23 protein-coding genes are annotated in these 18,297 nt (G+C 60.1%); 9 read left to right on the top strand and 14 right to left on the bottom strand.

All coding sequences use genetic code 11. From position 1 onward, the window contains the following. Nucleotides 1-82: 82 nt before the first annotated feature. From secA to KLP42_RS24895, 4 genes are all read left to right on the top strand, one after another. Nucleotides 83-2,788: a preprotein translocase subunit SecA gene (gene secA / locus KLP42_RS24880; RefSeq protein ID WP_215570669.1), complete on the top strand. Its 2,706-nt coding sequence runs from the start codon at nucleotides 83-85 to the stop codon at nucleotides 2,786-2,788. 168 nt (nucleotides 2,789-2,956) lie between these two features. Beyond that, entirely contained in the window at nucleotides 2,957-4,390 is a 1,434-nt protein-coding gene (locus KLP42_RS24885; RefSeq protein WP_215570670.1) for a lipopolysaccharide biosynthesis protein, read from the top strand. 62 nt (nucleotides 4,391-4,452) lie between these two features. Next, the gene (locus tag KLP42_RS24890) at nucleotides 4,453-5,682 is read left to right on the top strand and encodes a GNAT family N-acetyltransferase (protein WP_215570701.1); all 1,230 of its coding nucleotides are present in this window, start codon (nucleotides 4,453-4,455) and stop codon (nucleotides 5,680-5,682) included. Nucleotides 5,683-5,899: 217 nt separating this feature from the next. Further along, the gene (locus KLP42_RS24895; RefSeq protein WP_215570673.1) at nucleotides 5,900-6,106 is read left to right on the top strand and encodes a hypothetical protein; all 207 of its coding nucleotides are present in this window, start codon (nucleotides 5,900-5,902) and stop codon (nucleotides 6,104-6,106) included. Nucleotides 6,107-6,418: 312 nt separating this feature from the next. Here the strand turns inward: KLP42_RS24895 and KLP42_RS24900 are convergent, their stop codons facing one another. From KLP42_RS24900 to KLP42_RS24925, 6 genes are all read right to left on the bottom strand, one after another. After that, nucleotides 6,419-6,586: a hypothetical protein gene (locus KLP42_RS24900; protein ID WP_215570675.1), complete on the bottom strand. Its 168-nt coding sequence runs from the start codon at nucleotides 6,584-6,586 to the stop codon at nucleotides 6,419-6,421. A 10-nt stretch (nucleotides 6,587-6,596) separates the two neighbouring features. Beyond that, nucleotides 6,597-6,794, bottom strand: a complete 198-nt coding sequence (locus tag KLP42_RS27320; protein WP_215570677.1) for an IS630 transposase-related protein — start codon at nucleotides 6,792-6,794, stop codon at nucleotides 6,597-6,599. Between the two features lie 346 nt (nucleotides 6,795-7,140). Then, nucleotides 7,141-8,094, bottom strand: coding sequence for an ImmA/IrrE family metallo-endopeptidase (locus KLP42_RS24910; protein WP_215570678.1), 954 nt, complete (start codon nucleotides 8,092-8,094; stop codon nucleotides 7,141-7,143). Between the two features lie 3 nt (nucleotides 8,095-8,097). Beyond that, nucleotides 8,098-8,619, bottom strand: coding sequence for a helix-turn-helix domain-containing protein (locus KLP42_RS24915; protein WP_215570679.1), 522 nt, complete (start codon nucleotides 8,617-8,619; stop codon nucleotides 8,098-8,100). 14 nt (nucleotides 8,620-8,633) lie between these two features. Further along, complete coding sequence (locus KLP42_RS24920; RefSeq protein WP_215570680.1) at nucleotides 8,634-9,281, bottom strand: hypothetical protein; 648 nt, start codon at nucleotides 9,279-9,281, stop codon at nucleotides 8,634-8,636. Then, nucleotides 9,278-9,484, bottom strand: coding sequence for a ribbon-helix-helix protein, CopG family (locus tag KLP42_RS24925; protein WP_215570681.1), 207 nt, complete (start codon nucleotides 9,482-9,484; stop codon nucleotides 9,278-9,280). Before KLP42_RS24925 ends, KLP42_RS24920 begins: the two co-directional genes overlap by 4 nt. A 141-nt stretch (nucleotides 9,485-9,625) precedes the next feature. Between KLP42_RS24925 and KLP42_RS24930 the strand changes: the two genes are divergently transcribed. From KLP42_RS24930 to KLP42_RS24940, 3 genes are read left to right on the top strand one after another with little or no spacing between them, the layout of a single operon-like run. Then, on the top strand, nucleotides 9,626-10,279 hold the full coding sequence (locus KLP42_RS24930) for a multiubiquitin domain-containing protein (protein WP_215570682.1): 654 nt from the start codon (nucleotides 9,626-9,628) through the stop codon (nucleotides 10,277-10,279). Continuing rightward, nucleotides 10,254-11,435: a ThiF family adenylyltransferase gene (locus tag KLP42_RS24935; protein ID WP_215570683.1), complete on the top strand. Its 1,182-nt coding sequence runs from the start codon at nucleotides 10,254-10,256 to the stop codon at nucleotides 11,433-11,435. The genes KLP42_RS24930 and KLP42_RS24935 overlap by 26 nt, the downstream gene beginning before the upstream one ends. Continuing rightward, entirely contained in the window at nucleotides 11,432-11,866 is a 435-nt protein-coding gene (locus KLP42_RS24940; RefSeq protein ID WP_215570684.1) for a ubiquitination-like system serine protease family protein, read from the top strand. The genes KLP42_RS24935 and KLP42_RS24940 overlap by 4 nt, the downstream gene beginning before the upstream one ends. A gap of 155 nt (nucleotides 11,867-12,021) precedes the next feature. Here the strand turns inward: KLP42_RS24940 and KLP42_RS24945 are convergent, their stop codons facing one another. Continuing rightward, entirely contained in the window at nucleotides 12,022-12,900 is an 879-nt protein-coding gene (locus KLP42_RS24945; protein ID WP_215570685.1) for a hypothetical protein, read from the bottom strand. Between the two features lie 287 nt (nucleotides 12,901-13,187). Further along, the gene (locus KLP42_RS24950; protein WP_215570686.1) at nucleotides 13,188-14,024 is read right to left on the bottom strand and encodes a DNA adenine methylase; all 837 of its coding nucleotides are present in this window, start codon (nucleotides 14,022-14,024) and stop codon (nucleotides 13,188-13,190) included. Between the two features lie 314 nt (nucleotides 14,025-14,338). Between KLP42_RS24950 and KLP42_RS24955 the strand changes: the two genes are divergently transcribed. Continuing rightward, nucleotides 14,339-14,647, top strand: coding sequence for a hypothetical protein (locus KLP42_RS24955; protein ID WP_215570688.1), 309 nt, complete (start codon nucleotides 14,339-14,341; stop codon nucleotides 14,645-14,647). A 44-nt stretch (nucleotides 14,648-14,691) separates the two neighbouring features. Here KLP42_RS24955 and KLP42_RS24960 read toward each other — a convergent pair whose 3' ends face one another. Further along, complete coding sequence (locus tag KLP42_RS24960; protein WP_252193255.1) at nucleotides 14,692-15,009, bottom strand: hypothetical protein; 318 nt, start codon at nucleotides 15,007-15,009, stop codon at nucleotides 14,692-14,694. A gap of 200 nt (nucleotides 15,010-15,209) precedes the next feature. Here KLP42_RS24960 and KLP42_RS24965 point away from each other — a divergent pair, with 200 nt between their 5' ends. After that, nucleotides 15,210-15,353 carry a hypothetical protein gene (locus KLP42_RS24965; RefSeq protein ID WP_215570692.1) on the top strand — a complete coding sequence of 48 codons (144 nt, stop codon included), beginning with the start codon at nucleotides 15,210-15,212 and terminating at the stop codon, nucleotides 15,351-15,353. Between the two features lie 76 nt (nucleotides 15,354-15,429). Here KLP42_RS24965 and KLP42_RS24970 read toward each other — a convergent pair whose 3' ends face one another. The 5 genes from KLP42_RS24970 to KLP42_RS27410 all read right to left on the bottom strand — a co-directional run bounded on the left by KLP42_RS24970 (nucleotide 15,430) and on the right by KLP42_RS27410 (nucleotide 18,262). Next, nucleotides 15,430-15,801: a DUF1515 family protein gene (locus KLP42_RS24970; RefSeq protein WP_215570694.1), complete on the bottom strand. Its 372-nt coding sequence runs from the start codon at nucleotides 15,799-15,801 to the stop codon at nucleotides 15,430-15,432. Then, nucleotides 15,785-16,063, bottom strand: a complete 279-nt coding sequence (locus tag KLP42_RS24975) for a hypothetical protein (protein WP_215570695.1) — start codon at nucleotides 16,061-16,063, stop codon at nucleotides 15,785-15,787. Before KLP42_RS24975 ends, KLP42_RS24970 begins: the two co-directional genes overlap by 17 nt. Nucleotides 16,064-16,182: 119 nt before the next feature. After that, entirely contained in the window at nucleotides 16,183-17,082 is a 900-nt protein-coding gene (locus tag KLP42_RS24980; protein ID WP_353844929.1) for a glycoside hydrolase family protein, read from the bottom strand. A gap of 89 nt (nucleotides 17,083-17,171) precedes the next feature. Beyond that, on the bottom strand, nucleotides 17,172-17,621 hold the full coding sequence (locus KLP42_RS24985) for a hypothetical protein (protein ID WP_215570698.1): 450 nt from the start codon (nucleotides 17,619-17,621) through the stop codon (nucleotides 17,172-17,174). After that, complete coding sequence (locus KLP42_RS27410) at nucleotides 17,618-18,262, bottom strand: glycine-rich domain-containing protein (protein WP_502941350.1); 645 nt, start codon at nucleotides 18,260-18,262, stop codon at nucleotides 17,618-17,620. The genes KLP42_RS24985 and KLP42_RS27410 overlap by 4 nt, the downstream gene beginning before the upstream one ends. Nucleotides 18,263-18,297 lie beyond the last annotated feature (35 nt).

Raw genomic sequence — 18,297 nt, forward strand, 5'->3', positions numbered from 1 at the left:
GCCTGTGTAAAACCGGTGCGGAAGGAGCCTGCCGGATGCCGATCAAGAGTGATGCCATTTCAGTTTGGAAAGGACCATTTGCATGGTCAGCTTCGGTGGGATAGCCCGCAAGTTCTTCGGCTCGGCCAACGACCGCCGCGTCCGCTCGTACCGCTCTCGCGTTGCCGCCATCGGCGCGCTGGAAGAGAGCATCAAGGCACTGACCGACGAGCAGCTTGCCGCCAAGACCCAGGAATTCAAGCAGCAGATCGCCGAAGGCAAGAGCCTGGACGACCTTCTGGCGCCCGCCTTTGCCGTGGTGCGGGAGGCCTCGCGCCGCGTGCTCGGCATGCGCCCCTTCGATGTGCAGCTGACCGGCGGCATGATCCTGCATGACGGCGACATCGCCGAAATGAAGACGGGCGAAGGCAAGACGCTGGTCGCCACCCTTCCGGTCTACCTCAATGCCCTGTCCGGCAAGGGCGTGCATGTGGTCACCGTCAACGATTACCTCGCCAGCCGCGACGCAGCGATCATGGGCCGCCTCTACGGCTTCCTCGGCCTGACCACCGGCGTCATCGTGCACGGTCTCGATGACGAGCAGCGCCGCGCGGCCTATGCCTGCGACATCACCTACGCGACCAACAACGAGCTCGGCTTCGACTATCTGCGCGACAACATGAAATATGACCGCGGCCAGATGGTGCAGCGCGGCCACAATTTCGCGATCGTCGACGAAGTGGACTCGATCCTGATCGACGAGGCGCGCACGCCGCTGATCATCTCCGGTCCGCTGGACGACCGCTCCGAACTCTACAACACGATCGATGCCTTCATTCCGGCGCTGACGCCCGAGGATTACGAGATCGACGAGAAGCAGCGTTCGGCGATCTTTTCGGAAGTCGGCACGGAAAAGCTGGAGAACCTGCTGCGCCAGGCCGGCCTGCTGAAGGGCGAAAGCCTCTACGACGTCGAGAATGTCGCGATCGTTCACCACATCAACAACGCGCTGAAGGCCCACAAGCTGTTCCAGCGCGACAAGGACTACATCGTCCGCAACGACGAGATCGTCATCATCGACGAGTTCACCGGCCGCATGATGCCGGGCCGCCGCTATTCGGAAGGCCAGCACCAGGCGCTCGAAGCCAAGGAAAAGGTGACGATCCAGCCGGAAAACCAGACGCTGGCCTCCATCACCTTCCAGAACTACTTCCGCATGTACGACAAGCTCGCCGGCATGACCGGCACGGCAGCGACCGAAGCGGAAGAATTCTCCAACATCTATGGTCTCGAAGTCGTCGAGGTGCCGACCAACCTGCCGATCCAGCGCATCGACGAGGATGACGAGGTCTACCGGACGGTCGAGGAGAAGTTCAAGGCGATCATTGCCGAGATCCGCGAGGCGCACCAGCGCAACCAGCCGGTTCTGGTGGGCACGACCTCCATCGAGAAGTCCGAACTTCTGGCCGCCATGCTGAAGAAGGAAGGCTTTACCCAGTTCAGCGTTCTGAACGCACGCTATCACGAACAGGAAGCCTACATCGTCAGCCAGGCCGGGGTGCCGGGCGCCGTCACCATCGCCACCAACATGGCCGGCCGCGGCACCGACATCCAGCTGGGCGGCAATATCGACATGCGCCTGGAGCGCGATCTGGAAGGGCTGGAACCCGGCCCCGAGCGCGACGCCAAGGAAGCGGCGATCCGCGCCGAGGTGAAGCAGCTGAAGGAAAAGGCGCTCGCCGCCGGCGGTCTCTACGTGATTGCCAGCGAACGCCACGAAAGCCGCCGTATCGACAACCAGCTGCGCGGCCGCTCCGGTCGTCAGGGTGACCCGGGCCGCTCCAAGTTCTACCTGTCGCTGCAGGACGACCTGATGCGCATCTTCGGCTCCGACCGCATGGACGGCATGCTGCAGAAGCTGGGTCTGAAGGAAGGCGAGGCCATCGTCCATCCCTGGATCAACAAGGCGCTGGAACGCGCCCAGAAGAAGGTCGAGGCGCGCAACTTCGACATCCGCAAGAACCTGCTGAAATATGACGATGTCACCAACGACCAGCGCAAGGTGATCTTCGAGCAGCGCATCGAGCTGATGGATGCGACCGACCTTACCGAGACGGTCGCCGACATGCGTCACGAAGTGGTCGACATGCTGGTCACCAAGCATATCCCTGAGCGCGCCTATGCCGAACAGTGGGATGCCAGGGGCCTCAAGGAAGAGGTGCAGCGCCTGCTGAACCTCGACCTGCCGATCGAGGACTGGGTGCAGGAAGAGGGCATTGCCGAGGACGACATCCGCGAACGGCTGGTCAGCGCCGCCGATGCCGCCGCCAGGGATCGCGCCGAACGCTTCGGCCCGGAAATCATGACCTATGTCGAGCGCTCCATCCTGCTGCAGACGCTGGATCATCTGTGGCGCGAGCATATCGTCAACCTCGACCACCTGCGCTCCGTCGTCGGCTTCCGCGGCTATGCGCAGCGCGACCCGCTGCAGGAATACAAGGCGGAAGCCTTCGAACTCTTCCAGGCCCTGCTTGCCAACCTGCGCGAAGTCGTGACCGCCCAGCTGATGCGGGTGGAACTGGTGCGCGAGGCACCGCAGCCGCCCGAGCCGCCGGTGATGCAGGCCCATCACCTCGACCCGTCGACCGGCGAGGACGAATTTGCCCAGCCGGCCGTCTTTGCTGCCGAGGAGAGCGTGGATCGCGATCCGGCCAACCCCGCCACCTGGGGCAAGGTCGGCCGCAACGAGCTTTGCCCCTGCGGTTCCGGCAAGAAGTTCAAGCACTGCCACGGCGTGCTGACGGCCTGACCGGGCCGGTGCATCCGCAGACCCCGATCCGACGGGGCCGCCCTTGCGGGCGGCCCCGTTTTGCGTTGCGGCGCATGGGCTCTTGCACGACCGTCGAAAGCGTTTCTTAACGGTGAGAGCGGCATAGTGCCCGCGATCCCGGATCCCTCGAAGCAATGCGTGCCAGACATGACGGTCATCGAAAAGGCGGAGAGATGTCTTCCGCTCGGCCTGCGGATTCGGCTGAAGCCGGTCCTCGGCCGGCTTGACCGCTGGCTGTCGGGCAGCAGCGATGCGGCGCTCGCCCAGCGCATGGCGCTGACGGCCTTCCTGATCCGCATTGCCAGCGCGGCCATCGCCTTTCTCGCCCAGATCGTCCAGGCCCGTCTGCTCGGCGAGTTCGAATACGGCATCTTCGCCTTCGTCTGGGTGCTGGTGGTGGTGTTCGGCAATCTCTCCTGCCTCGGCTTCCACACCGCCGTCATCCGTTTCCTGCCGATCCACACCGCGCATGGCGAGACCGATCTGGTGCGGGGCCTCAACTGGACGGCCCGCCTCTTTGCGCTTCTTGCGGCAAGCCTGCTGGCCGCCATCGGCTTTCTCGTGCTGGCGCTCTTCGGCGAAATGATCGCCGATTACTGGATGGTTCCGGCCTTCCTCGGTCTGATCACCCTGCCGATGATCGCGCTCGGCGACGTGCTGGACGGCACGGCAAGGGCCAATGGCTGGACGATGACGGCACTTGGCCCCACCTTCATCCTGCGTCCGCTGCTGATCCTGGCGCTGATGGTGCTCCTTGTGCGGACCGGCTCGCCGCACGATGCCACCACGGCCATGACGGCGGCGCTGGCGGCGACTTACCTGACGACGATAATCCAGCACCTGCGCGTCACGCTGCGGCTGAGGCGCGAACTCGGCCGCGGTCGCCTTCGGCTGGACATGCGCCCCTGGACCCGCTTTGCCCTGCCGTTGTTTCTGGTCGACGGCATCGGCTTCCTGCTGACCAATTCGGATGTCGTGGTGGTTGGCCTCTACCTGCCGCCGGACCAGGTGGCGATCTATTACGCCGCCGCCAAGACGATCGCGCTGGTGCAGTTCGTCAACTTTTCCGTCAAGGCGGCAGCCGCCCCCCGCATGTCCGCCATCCTCGCCACCGGCACGGGGCAGGATCTTGCGCTATTCGCCGGTCAGGCGGCGCGCTGGACCTTCTGGCCCTCGCTCGCCGTCGGGCTCTGCGTGCTGGCGGCCGGTCCGCTGCTGTTGTCGCTGTTCGGCCCGGCGTTTGCCGCCGGCTATCCACTGATGCTGGTCCTGTTTGCCGGCATCCTGGCCAAGGCGAGCATCGGCCCGGGCGAGGTGCTGCTCAACATGGCCGGACGTCAATCGCTCTGCGTGGCGCTCTATGCGGGCATTCTTTCGGTCAATGTGGCGCTGAACATCCTGCTCATCCCCCGCTTCGGCCTGACGGGCGCCGCAGGCGCCACGGCGATTGCCATGGGGGTCGAGGCGCTGCTGCTGCATGTGGCAGTCCGCCGGACGCTGGGCATCGTGCTGTTTGCCTTCGCCCGGCCGGCCCGCTTTCCATCCCTCACGCCCCTGCGCAAGGAAGAAGGTTCATGGTAGAGCCCCCCTCGCCCGCCCCCTCCCGTTCCGATCCGGCCGTGCGCGCACCGGCGGCGGCGGCCATGGCGGCGCCCCTTCCCGCAGGGCTTGCGGCGCTTCCGGAGGCATCGCTGTCCATGGCGGTGGGCCGGCCGGGCCGCACGCTGTCGGTCTATCCCGCCGCCATGGGCTATGAACTGCAGAGCGAGCTGGAATTCCTCTCCAACAGGGCAATGGAGCCCAACATCTTCTTTGCCGCGCGCGTGCTGGCACCCGCCATGCCGCGCATCGAGGATCGTGCGGTGCGCCTGGCCATCCTGCGCGACCAGAAGGAGGCCTCCGGCCGCATGCGCCTGCTGATGCCGTTTTCGCAGGAACGGCCGGGCCTGGCGCTCGGCGCGCCGATCATCCGCGCCTGGGCCAATCCGTTCGGGCCGCTCGGCACGCCGCTTGTCGATGCCGAGGATGCCGCCGAGACGATCGACAACCTGCTCGAGGGGCTCGGGCGCCGGGAGGCGGCGCTGCCATCCGTTCTCGTCCTGCCGGATCTGCGTCTCGATGGTGGCTTTGCCCGGATGATTCGCGCCGTCGCGCTTTCCCGCAACCTGCCGGTCATGGTCAGCAGCCGCTATCAGCGCCCGATGCTGCAGAGCCTTCTCGAGGGCGAGGCCTATCTGAAACAGTCGATCTCGGCCCATCACCTGCGCGAGATGCGCCGCCAGTGGCGCAGGCTCGGCAAGGCAGGCCCGCTAACGCATGCTGTGGCACGCCAGCCGCAGGAGGTCCGCCGGCGCGCAGAGGAGTTTCTGGCGCTCGAAGCGAAGGGCTGGAAGGGCCGCAAGCGCTCCGCGCTCGTCAGCGACCGCTACCGCGCCGCCTTCGCCCGTGAAGCGATCGGCAACCTGGCCGAGATCGATGCCGTGCGCATCCATACGCTCGACCTCGACGGCCGGGCAATCGCCTCGCTGATCGTCCTCCTGATGGGGGGCGAGGCCTATACCTGGAAGACGGCCTATGACGATGCATACGCCGGCTTCTCGCCCGGCAAGCTGCTGATGATGAAGCTCACCGAGTGGCATCTGGAAGATGCCAACATCACCCGCACCGACAGTTGCGCCGTGCCGGACCATCCGGTGATGAGCCGCTTCTGGATGGAGCGGGAAAGCATGGGCACGCTCGTCATCGGCCTGACCGACACTGCCGACCGCGATACCCGCCAGGTGGCAGCACAACTGCATCTCTACCAGAACACCCGAAGCCTGGCCCGCCGCCTGCGCGAGAAGATCCTCGGCCTGCGAGGCCGGGAGACATGAGCGCATGTGCCGCTCTGACGTTCCTCCTGCCCTCCTCTTGCCCCTTCTGCGCGCGGCCGGCGGTTAACCGGATGTTTGGCGACCGCTTGCTAAGACGCGGTCGGGGCCGGCGCAGACGCGCCCTCAGGCAATGCCCGTCATGACCGGACGAGGCCACCACCGCGCCCCGGATGCCCGCGAATTCGCAGCCCCGGCTGCCACGGCCAGGAGCAGACAGATGGACCTCATCAGCTTCAAGAACACGCATGACCAGCAGGTCTACATCAACCCGCAGCAGGTGGCCTATGTGACCCGCTTCGAAGACGCCGTCACCGTGATCGGCCTTGCCATCCCCCACAACGGCAGCCACCTGCAGCTTTACGTGCGCGGCGGCGCCGAGGAAGTCCGCCAGCGGCTGCTCGGCCATTATCACCGCAACGGGTAAGGAAGCGTTTCGTCTGCCTTTCGGCGCGCCATCGGGGCATCATGTCTGGAAATCGTGGTGCCCCGTGCCGTTGTGGAGCACGTTAGTGATTTCAGAGGTTTGAGCACCCCTCACCGGCCCACCGCTGTCCGTTGAATGATCTAGTGTTTCTTCACAGCCTACCGCACCCATGATCATCGTCGAGCGCGACTAAAATACGCTTGATTGCATTGTTTTGGGATGCCGCCAAGGGCGGCCGTATGCGGACTGGCGGCTTGATTGCGCATGCGTGGCTGGCGGGAGTTGCGCCATCTGTGCCGGGCCTTGGCGACGTCAGCGCGTTCGCATTCCGAGGCCAGCAGCGCTTTTTTTATATTTGAAGCCACACCGGCACAGAAACCGGGACAGTTCTGCCGGGTCTGCCTTCATATGATGTTCTTCAAGCAGCCGCACCATCAGTTCCGGCATGGTGATATCGGGATGCTTTTCGACCGTGCTCACCAGGAAACGTTCAAACGCAACCAGCCGGCCGCCACGAGGCCGCCCCTGTCGGGCCGGTGACAGCGTGCCGTCCGGCTACACGCTGCAGCAACTTGACCGCAAAGCTGTTGCTGACGCCGAAGCGGCGCGCTGCAGCTCGACGGGAATGTCCGGCACCAACATAGGCGACGACACGAGAACGAAGATCAGATGAATATGATTTGGCCATGAAGCACCTCCTGGCCAAGTGAATTACGATCGCACCCTAATGGGAATCCACAGGTTCCGTGTTCAAGTCCGATGCTCTAGAGTGTCATTTCGCCCTCAGCCTGAACCGACCCCTATATCGTCATTTACGAGCCGATGCCTTACGGCATCTTAGTCGTTGCCGTCGTGTATGGCCCTCCCTGGCGATGTGGATAGCTGGTTGACTTGACCGTTTTCACAGCTTCGCGCGGCCTGGGCCTAGTAAAAGGTGAAGCACAGCATTCGAACGCTTAATGCCGGTTTTCTGGCATAGCGGAACCGGTCAGCTAAAAAAATGTGATAGCCGTTCTTCTTTTTAACCAAAAAATTCAAGCGGAAAGCTGCCCCGCCACGGGGTAAATGACGCCATGCGGACGTTTGTAGATTCCGAATGTCAGCAGATCGTATTGATTGCAGAAGCTGTCGATTTCGAAAACGTGCAAATCACCGTTAGCGTCCTGCAGGATGCTTTCTCCAACTCCCACTGGTCCCCGCTTGCGTCTAGTCGCATGCCGGATAACCTCGTTATAGGCAGCGGCTCCCGTTACGCCCGGAAAGAACTTTTGGAAAGCAGCGGATCGAGGGAAGTAAGCCACGCTGTCGGAGCCGGCCTTGAGGCAAACTTCGGGATAATAGGGATGCTTGCTGATAAGGCCGAATGCGGGCTGAGAGGGGTCTCGCTCGCATACCATCTGCCACAGCGTCGTCGTGAGAGTGTTGCCGTATCTATCCCCAAATGTCTTGATGCTACTCCAGCCGAACGCAAGATCGCGGGCTTCTCGCGCAAAGCGCTCCCCCATGAATAGCAAATGGCGAGCGCCGAAATTGGCTTCCGCCTCCATTATTTGGTGGCATGTGGGACTAAGGGTAGTTTCGTTGTCGCCTAGGAGCAGCGACTGGTGCCAGTCGAGCAGGTCATGTGTGATCTCGTGAGCGATGACGAAGCGTCGTTTGAGCTGCTTGACCTCGTCGTCGATGAAAATCCGCTTGCTCCCTTGCGCCATAAGGATCATGCCCCGGATACCAAATTTCTCTACCACGTCCCGCATACGCGTTGCCGTCGACGCAATGTCGTTACCCGCCAATCGAGTCCGGTGTGCGATCTCGTCGAGCAGGTTCAAATCCGACTTTCGGTAGTAGGTGAGGTCCAACTTCTGTTGGGCTCTCACCTCCTCCAGTCGTAGTGGTGGCTTCGGACTGCCCAAGTCACGAAGTAGGCGTGCAACCCGCTCCTTGATCTCTTGGGCCTCGAAGCGGCCGATATCCGGCTCGACATGGGGCAAGTTCTAGTTTCCTTTATCCAAGGTAGATAGGAACTTCACGAAATCGTTCAGTCTTTGCCTCTCCGTCTTAGAAAGGGCGGATAGATCGTCCGAGCTCGCCGCAAACCGTAATGATTCCTCTGCCACTTTCTCGCTTCTAACAACAGCATCAGCGGTCAAGCTTTGCACAGCCACAGCGGGCACATTGAGATATTCTGCAATCCTGTGAAGCGTCCTCGGCCTCGGCACATACCGAGGATCACTTTCGATGCTTTGAAGTTCTTCTGACTCGACTTTTATCTTATCCGCCAATTGTGTGATCGACATCTTGTCCCGGCGCCTGACCTGCAACATCAAAACGTGCAGAACAGGTCGGGCTCGCTCCGGTAATCGTGCTGGATCGGTAGCGGGGGCCAAGTTGCTCGCGGCATCAATGAAACGATTGAGAGGCCTTGCGTCTCGCAGCGGAAAGCCCGCTTCGGTGTCAATATCTGGGTCGTTCTCGATACGAAAGCGCAGCCACTCAGGGGTGAAATGCAGCTTCATGGTTCAGCTCCTCGTTAGTGTTTTCGGGACAAGAAGGTTGCCACCTGGCTAAGGGGGAGCTCGAAGTATCTGAGCTGCTCGTGCACTCCTTCTTGGTCTACGCCTAAATCAGTCATATTCATCGCATCACGGTAGAACGCTTCGGCCCCAGGCAACGAGTGGAGTCCGATGCGGCCACCATATTCTTCTTCCAGGCTCAAGCTGACCGCGGTACCAATCATCACGCGCCCCGCGCCCTTATAGACGGGATCGGCAACTAAAACCGGTCGGTTCCACGGCGCAGTAGCAAGGAGTTCGACATAAATAATGGGCAAGCGCAAATGCTCAGGATGGCGACTGAAGCATTCTTCGCCGCCTTTCCGAACAATCATTATGGCTTGAGTGCCGCCGCCGCATTCTAGCACGAAGACATCCAGAACGAACGGATTGGTCAGTGCCTCAATGCTCTTCTTACCCCATTCCCAATGCGCATCTTCGGCATTAACCTCCATCATGGTTTTGCCGCTCGCCTGCGCTTCCCGTCGACGCATGTCAAATATGGATCGCCATCGTCCCTCCACGTGCGCGACATTATCCGTGCTAATGCCCCGGAAAAGGTCGGCCTCTTCGTAGCGCTGGGTGTGTCTATTGAACAGGGCCACCTTACCGATGAGTGACTTCATAGGACCATCAACTCGGCCTTTTCGGCTTTATCCGCGCTCTCGATAAAAACCTTGTCGCCGCGAGCCAGCCGCTCATCCACGGACTTGTAGAGTCGAAGAGCTTGGCGAACCAAGGCTATCTTGGACACACCCTTCTGATCGCACATCGTTTCAAGAGCATCCATTTCCATATCGCTCAAATTGAGCGTCATCGTACGTTTCATGTTCGCCTCCGTGCCTTGGGGGTACTCTCTACACAAAAACTGTGGATATGTCAAACAGAGAAAGGCTATAAAGTAGCCAAAATTTAGCTAGACATAGGCTAAATTTTGAGTGAAGCTTATGACGACATGAAAGGAGATCTCATGAGCAGCTACAAAATCGAACTCGACGGACGCGTTTTCGAAACGGCGGACCCCATCCTCTCGGGCCGCGACATCCGCAGCATCGGCGGCCTTTCGCCGGCAAGCGACTTTGTTCTCATCGAAATCGGCGATGCGACTAGCCGTTCGGTCGGCTTGGAGGAGCCGATCACGTTGCAAGAGGGCCAAATCGGCCAGTTCCGGTCATTCAGGTCGGATCGATCGTACTCGCTGACGATCAACGAGCGTGGTTTCGAATGGGGCGCAGAAGATATCTCGGCCTCCGACATTCGAAAGTACGGCGCAATCCCCGAGGACCACGACCTGATACTCGATAGTGATCGGGACCGACCGATCGGCGACGACGACGTTGTGCGACTGAAGCCTGCGGGCGTCGAACGTATCACCTCCATTGTGGCACCGAAGGTCCAGATTTTCGTCAATACGCGAGAGCATTTCGTACCTAAGGGACGTCAGACTTTCTGGGATATCGTCCGCCTCGCATTCCCTGAGGCGCAGCCACAGGTGAACACCGCCTACACCGTCAGCTACCGCAAGGGACCGGGCGACCGGCCGGAAGGCACGCTGATTGCCGGCGAGTCTGTGCGCGTCAAGAAAGGGATGCTTTTCAATGTTTCCGAAACTGACAAATCTTAGAAACGACGTGGCCCGCCTCATTGAGGCGGGTTACGAGGTGGCGATCGAGCATGACCACCTGGTCATGCGCGGCGTTCCGTACGTCAACGAGAATGGGCGCGTCCTTAGGGGCGTGCTCGTCTCGACGTTGCCCGGCTCAATGACGCAGGAAGCGCCGCCCGATAGCCATCAGGTTTGGTTCGCTGGCGAATATCCCTGCGACGCCACGGGAACGCGAATGCAGCATATCATCGCCTCGGTTCAGCACTATGTCATCGGCGGTGCATTGACAGTCGATTTCCACTTTTCGAGCAAACCCAGGAGCGGCGCCTATACCGATCATTACGAAAAGATGGTCACATATGCGACCATTTTGGAAAGCCAAGCGGCGTCGATCGAGCCTGGGGTGACGGCCCGTACGGGCAGGGTCGTGGCATCGCCCGACGATTCTCCCTTCGAATATTTCGACAACGCGTCAGGGCGTGCGGGTATCGCAGGGCTCACTGCTAAGCTGCGCAAGCGCTCAGTTGCGATTTTGGGCCTGGGTGGTACAGGTTCTTACGTCTTGGATTTCCTCGCCAAAGTTCCGATCGAAAACATCCATCTTATTGACGGCGACATCTTTGAGCAACACAACGCCTTCAGGGCTCCTGGCGCGGCGCCTGCCGAAAGCATCCGCGCGCGCATGCCAAAGGTCGAGTACTACGCCCAGGTCTATTCCCGCATCCATCGGGGAATAGTTGCCCATCATGCCTACGTCACCGAGCAGACGATTAGCCTTCTGGAGGGCCACGATATGGTTTTCATCTGCATTGACAACAGCGAGGCGAAGGCTGTCATCATCGCGTCACTGGAAGCTCACAGGACACCCTTCATTGATGTTGGCATGGGTGTGGAGGCAGTCGACGGCGGGCTCACCGGCCAACTCAGGACCACGCTGAGCACTCCGACGTACCGGAATCACGTACACGAGCGTGGACGCATCCCCATGACCAGAGGGCGCGGCAACGACTTGTATGCCCGGAACATTCAGGTATGCGAACTCAATGCGATGAACGCCTGCTTGGCCGTTATCCGCTGGAAGCGGGAGTGTGGGTTCTACAAAGACACGGAGCACGAGCATTTCAGCCTGTTCAATATCGACGGCAATTACCTTCTGAATGAGGACGTAGTATGAGCGATATACGGTTCCGCCACCAATTCGTGTCGACCGTTCCGTCCCAACCGGAGGAGCGGACGCTATACGTTTCGTTGGATTTCGACACAATGATCCACCTTTGCGCCTGCGGTTGCAGACGTGAAGTCGTCACGCCGCTTAGCCCAAAAGACTGGCGCTTCATCTACGACGGCGAGACCGTGTCCGTTTTGCCTTCGATAGGGAGTTGGGCGCTGCCGTGCAGGTCGCACTACTTCATCAAACGCGGTCGCATCGAGTGGATGCCCCAATGGTCAGACGATGAGATCAAGGCGGGGCGTGATGCCGATCTACGCCGCAAGCGTCCAGACGTGCGGCCTCCAGAGAATGACATGAAGCAGATCATCACCAACGAGTCCGCCGTCTCACAGCCCGGGCTGTTCAGGCGGATTATGGACAAGCTGGGATTCTGAAGAGTTTTTGCCCTTCAACCGGTCGGCTACTCAATGAGGTGGCGAAAGGTTGGTTCGCCTCTGGACAGTCGCGACAATCTTGTTGTTCCATGCATCATGATGCATAAACATGACCTAGAGTTTCATTTCTAATAATCGGAGAACGCGCGGAGAAATTATTCATCCGGGACGTTTCTATTGGAATACTGTCCTGCCGTCGCGCCCCACAATTTAAGATATGATTCTGGTGTAAAGATGTTCATTGGAGGAATGTCCTCGGGGGAAATAATTGCTGGCTCTTTGAATTTATAATTACGTCTGTGTTCTTCGTCTTCTTTTTTCACGAGATCATATTCGCTCAGCCTCCACGCCCTCATCATTTTTATAATAAAGCTACACGACAAATGGGATCTCCACAGGAATCTAACGCGTATTTTACTATATTCATTCGAAGAAATATTTAGTTTAACACCGGATTTGTATTCAGTTTCAAAAATAAAATAGTTGGATATTTGTTGTTGATGAACCTTTATGTCACCTATGAAACTTTTGATTTGATCCGACGTCATCCAAACCTCAAGCAATTCAGCTTTGTTATTCATACGATCTACCAGATCAAAGATTTTCTGCTGAGACAACGCATCATTTTTACTTATAATCTCCGGTGGAATTTCAGTCTGGTTGATGAAGTAGCCTACTGGCATTGTGATTGCAGTCGGAGTTTGAATATAGGCCTCCTGCAGGTTCAACGGCAGCTTGCGCCGCAGCATGTCACATACAGAAAGTTGCGCATCCAGAAGGTCCTGATAGTTGCGGTTGAAGTCCGCGGCCGTTAATTGTTGATTCATTATTGATGTCTGTCGCCATGTTCCCAGAGAAGAATATATAGATGCCGATAAAGCCAGCACAGATATGAATATAGAGAAGTATTCAATTCGATAATTTTTTGTAATTGTATTTTTTCTTTTATATAACTTATGACCTCCGGGTGGTGCGATATTTTTATTACCAATTGCCAATTTATAAAATTTATTTATTCTGTTTATTCTTCGCAATTTGATTACCTCACTATAATGTAATTCGACATATTGTCGCTAACAACAATTCAATCCATAGATACACCGATTTTGCATTTTTGAATTGGCTGAAATCGTTTGCTGCGTGGAAGTCATTACATCAGCATCCAGTTGAAGTGTCAAAATGCGCCCATTGACGCATTCGCGTTAACGCGCGCGCGTCTTGACGCGTCCGCGTGAGCGTGCGGTAATGATGACGCATCTTAACGCTTTATAAAGCGCGTACGCCGGCTCGTGAGTGCCGGCGCTGCTTTCGCAAAGTCCTCTCAGGAGAGGGGCATATTGGCAGGCATGGGGTGGCGACCATCCAGGATGATCACCTCGCCCACGTCCTTTCCGCTGCCCCCGCTCACCGTATAGGTCAGGCCCACGGAAACCATCGGGAAACGCGCAAAGGTTTCGCGCACGCCGGCACAGTCGTTCAACGAGATCATGAAGCGCCCCTTGATGCGAGAAAGCCTGTCGGCCATCTCGGCAAAAGTGTCGCGGCTGAAGACGTTTTTCCCATAATCGTTCTCGCAGCCCCAATAGGGCGGGTCGAGATAAAAGAGGGTGTCCGGCCGGTCATAGCGGTCGATGAAATCTGACCAGTCGAGGTTCTCGATGACGACGCCGGAGAGACGTTCGTGCACCTCCTCAAGGATGGTGCTGAGGCGGGCGATGTTGACGCGGGCAGGGCCGCTTGTGTCGACGCCAAAACTCCGCCCCGTAATCTTTCCTCCGAACGACAGACGCTGGAGGTAGAGGAAGCGGGCAGCCCGCTCGAGATCCGTCAGCGTCGTGGGATCGGTGGCCGCCAGGCGCTCGAATTCCCGTCGCGATGTCAGCTGGAATTTCATGACCTCCATCCGCTGGGGATAGTGCCGCTGCAGGATGCGGAAGACCGTCGCCACGTCGCCCGAGCGATCGTTGATCACTTCGCTTCGGGGGATCAGCGTGCGGCGGAAGAATACACCGCCCATGCCGACAAACGGTTCCGCATAAAGTGTATGCGGCATCTGCTCCAGGAGCGAGGCAATTCGCTGGGCAAGCTGCTTCTTGCCGCCGAGATAGGGAGCGGGTGGGGTGACGGGGCGAACGCCGGTGAAATCAAACAAGTCCATTGTCAGGGATCTTTTATTCTGCCATGCCCCGCGGGCCTGCGCAGGCCTCGGGTGTGGCGATGATCCTTTGGGATTGCCAGGCGGGGAGAGAGTGCAATCAAATCCCGCCGTTGCAGCGTGTGAACGCTGCGGCCACCCGATGTCGGGCGGCATCAAGGGCCGGGCGGTTTTCCGCCCGGCCGATCTTGTGTGGAGACGCGCCTCGGCCGCCCGTTGACAGGCGACCTGCGGTTCTTCATGGATGGAGCGCCTGAGAGCGGCAGGCAAAAAAACTCACATGACCGAATGCGGCCGGTCCGAACATGGAGATTCGGATGTCAGGTTTTCCTCAGGCGAAGACTGACCTGTTACCCAACGGGCAGCGCTACAGTTCGCCCTATCTATCTGATTTTGTGGGCGGCAAGGTCTTTACTGTCTGTCCCAAATGCGGCCTTCAGCGCCGCTACGATGCGGCCAGGCTCCTGGAGAGGGCAGGGGACCGTTGTTTGCCGGATCTTCTGAATGTGATTGCAGCGGCCGAAGGTTGTCCGCGTGTGGGTGACAAGGATGATCGCTGCAACCTGCATTACGATATCGAGAGGATGCATCAGCAGCCTCTCGCTCAGTCCCGTAACGGATCATGAGGCAGAGGTGAAAGCCGGCGCGTGACCGGCTTTCACGTCTTGTCTTATTTGCACTTCTTGGCGGTCATCGACGCTTCCAGCGCTTGTACCTTGCCCTTTGACACGGCGACCTCCCCTTCCTTGTCGCCTCCGAAGGTCGAAGACATCGGCACCCCGATCAGAAATACGCCAAACGCATCGCCGGTTGCCGCGTCATGCTGTGCCTTTGAGACGGCCGAGAGCTTTTCCTTTTCCTTGACGAGATCACTCGCCAGTTCGCTGCAGCTTTTGCCGGAATAGGCGGCCATCGGATAATCCACCGGAACGATCGCATCCGGGCGCTTTGCGCAGGACGTCACCGCCAGGGCCGCCAGCCCCATCATCATCACTTTTCTCATCAATCCCCCTGATCAAGAAACCATGCAACCCAGGGCATGGGTCCTCAGTCAAAACACCTCACCCCTGTAAAGGCAATCGCTTTGGATTGGTGATCTGAGAAAATCCCCGGAGTTTTCAGGATTGTTCGCATTTTAAATTCCTCTCATATTTTGCGAGGGAGTATCTCCGGGTGGAGGGCGGATAGATGGAACTGAAATTGATCGTGCGAAAGCTTCGGGAAGCAAAGGCGATCGCCGAGAAATCGAACAACGATCTTATGATTTACCTGATCGGTGTGGCGTTGGCAGAAGCCGAAGACCGATTACTGGACCCCGGCTACCAGTCATGAGCGGGCATTTTGGAGAACCGGCACCCTTCGTTTAGAATGCCGGTCTGCCGTTTTCCGCCAGGCCAGAGAGGCGACGCTACAGGCGGCCGAGAAGAAGGGTGGCGATCCGCTTCAGAGCGTCGGCAAAGGAAACGCCAAGCGCCATGCCACCGAGCCCGATCACGCCGAGCCCTCCCATCCCCATCAGTTTCCAACGCCGCACATCGTCGGTCACCGGCTTCATCTGGGCTATGTCGCGCTGCACGTCGGCAACATTGGCCTCCACCGCGCCGACGCGCCCCACCATGTCATCCATCCGGCGATGCATGCGCGCCCGGTTCTCTGTCGAGCGGTCTTCCGAGCGGGCCATCATGTCCTTGATTTCCCGCATGTCGTCTTTCACGCCACGCAACCCCTCGACCAGCTCCCCGAGCTGTCGATGCACGCCGGCATCAATCCCGTCCATCATTCGTCCCGCCGCCTCGCTCGATCTTCTTACTGTCCCCATGGGCCGCGCATTCCGCGCGGCTCCAGATCTTTCCGGCGCACAGCCCCACCACCGTCCGGTCGATCTTGCGCTGATCGGCAGGCGTTGCCCCGCGTGCGCCGATCAGGTCAGCGCCAACCACCCGCCGCAGCCCCTCGACACCGGCCGGCCCCGTAGTCCCACATCCCGTCAGGGCAAACATCGAACCGAGAACGAGCATCGTCGGAAGCGTTACCTGCCGCATTGTTCTGCCTTTCGAGAGAGAGTTGCGCCTCCAGGCCGGCGCGGTGCCACAACCAGGCGCCCGCCAGCCCGAGAAGAACGAGCGCCGCGAGCGTTGCCACGATACGAACGGAGCCCATCTCACACCTGCACCTCTTTTCCGCGCCAGCTGTTCCAGCGGCGGACAATCAGGTCACGATTGCGATAGGCGACATAGCCGATGGCGATCACCACGGCGCCCGCCGCAATCCAGCCCCAGGGCAGGCCGGCCGACCAGGCGGCAATGGCAGATCCCGCCCCGCCGCTTGCGGCACGGGTTGCCGCCTCGCGCGCCGCGCCGGCATCGCGTCGCAGCTGCGAAAGCGTGGCAGGCCCGATAATGCCATCCGCAACAAGATGCGGGTGCGCGCGCTGGTAGGCCAGAACTGCCGCCTTCGTCTTCTCGCCCATCCAGCCATCAATGGCGCCGGGGTTGAGGCCGGCCGAGCTCAGCAGCTCCTGCGCTTCGCGAACAACCGGATCGGCCAGGGAGGGAGCCGCGTGCGCCGCCCGTGGCGCGCCTTCCGGAGGGGCCGTGTCGATACCCGTGTAAATGCCAGTGGAGAACAGCAGCGCCTCCTCCCGGCGCCTGCGGACCAGGCCGGAAAGCCGCTTGCCGCCCGCCGTGTTGTAATGGCTGCCGAGGTAGTCGGCCGCCGCCTTCAGCTTGCCCGCCCGCCAGAGTTTGGCCCATTCCCATTTCATGGCGCCGATCCCCAGATTGAAGCAGGCGCTTGCTGCCGCATCGAGCTGATGCTGGCTGCGGTCGGCAGGGCTGTCGGCCACAACGGCCGGCACATATTCGACGGCCATCACCCTATCGAGAATGGCATCCGACTGTTCGGCCGTAATCTTCGTCTTTCCAGGCACCAGCTTGGTGATGCCGATCCGCGCCAGTTCGCGCCGGCAGCTGTCGCTGCGCAGCGTGAAGCCGGTCCCGATCGTCGGGATCTTGCGGGCGTCGAGATAGCAGGTGAGAGGATTGCCTTCGTGCAGGCGCACGAAAGCCCTCCCAGCGGGGGAGATGCTGGTTACAGGCAAGAATGCCTCCTATGGCGATGATGGGAAATGTGCAGTCGCGCGGATGGAAATCAGGCCGCCGGCCACGCGACGGCCGGCAGCTCCTGCAGAAACTCTAGAATACCGGGCTGCTCTCGCTCGCCCGTCTCGACCTTCGCCAGTTCCGCATAGGCATAGGCCCACACCTGATCGCGCCAGCGGATGAAGGCCTGCGCCTCGTCGGCCCATTGCGGATTGGTTGACGCGGCATAGGAGGCCAGGCTGTTGCCGCTATCGTAACGGCGCGCCTGTGCTGCCTGATCGAGAACCGCCTGAATGGCGAGACGGTAGTTGTCCACGGCCGGCGCTGGAGCGGTGGCATCTTCCGAAGGCGGAGCAAGGGTGCCTGCCTCCAGACGCCATCCGATTTGCGCAGTCTCATGTTCGACCCAGGTTGCCCTGTCCGGCCAGTCGTCCGGCATGGCGCCCTCAAACAGGGCGCGATCGACAACGACACCGTCGATAATCCTGATGTAAATCACGAGGAGACCCCGCAGTATTCGGTGATGATGACGAGACCAGGCGCGCCATTGCCGCCGGCCTTGCTTCCGAGGCCGCTGTAGTCCGACCCGCCAGCTCCGCCGGCGCTGTAGCCTGTCGCCACAGAGCCGGGATTTCCGATGAACCCGGCACCCCCAAAGCCGACAAGGCCTATAGCGTCACCGCCGGACCGGCCGTATGTGACTGCGGACGTATCGGAAAAGCGATTTCCGGTGTTGCCATTGCAACCCTGAAGAACAAGATCCCCTGTTCCTCCGGTGCCCCGTTGGCCTCCTCCGCCCGACCCCTGAGCAGCAGCACCCAGCCCGCCGCCACCGCCACTAGCGATACACAGCGAGCCGACCGACGTAGACCCGCCGGCACCACCCTGGTTCGCGCCAGCCGCGCCGCCACTGCCCGCCGCGCCGATGATGACCGGTTGCGATGCGCCGATATCGGCCCGTGAGGCGAACCGTATTGATTTTCCGCCGGAGCCGCCTCCGCCCCCGCCATTGATCGTGCCGGAAGCGGTTTGCGCGGCGCCCCCGCCCCCGCCTCCGCCTCCCCAGCACTCCAGTAGTGCGAAGGACATATTGGGGTCCGGGACATATGTGGCGGAGGCCGTGAACACCCGTAGACGCACCCGCTGCGGGACGAACGCGGCATCGACGCCGCTGT

The organism is Rhizobium sp. CSW-27, assembly GCF_018760785.1.
GTDB lineage: Bacteria > Pseudomonadota > Alphaproteobacteria > Rhizobiales > Rhizobiaceae > Neorhizobium.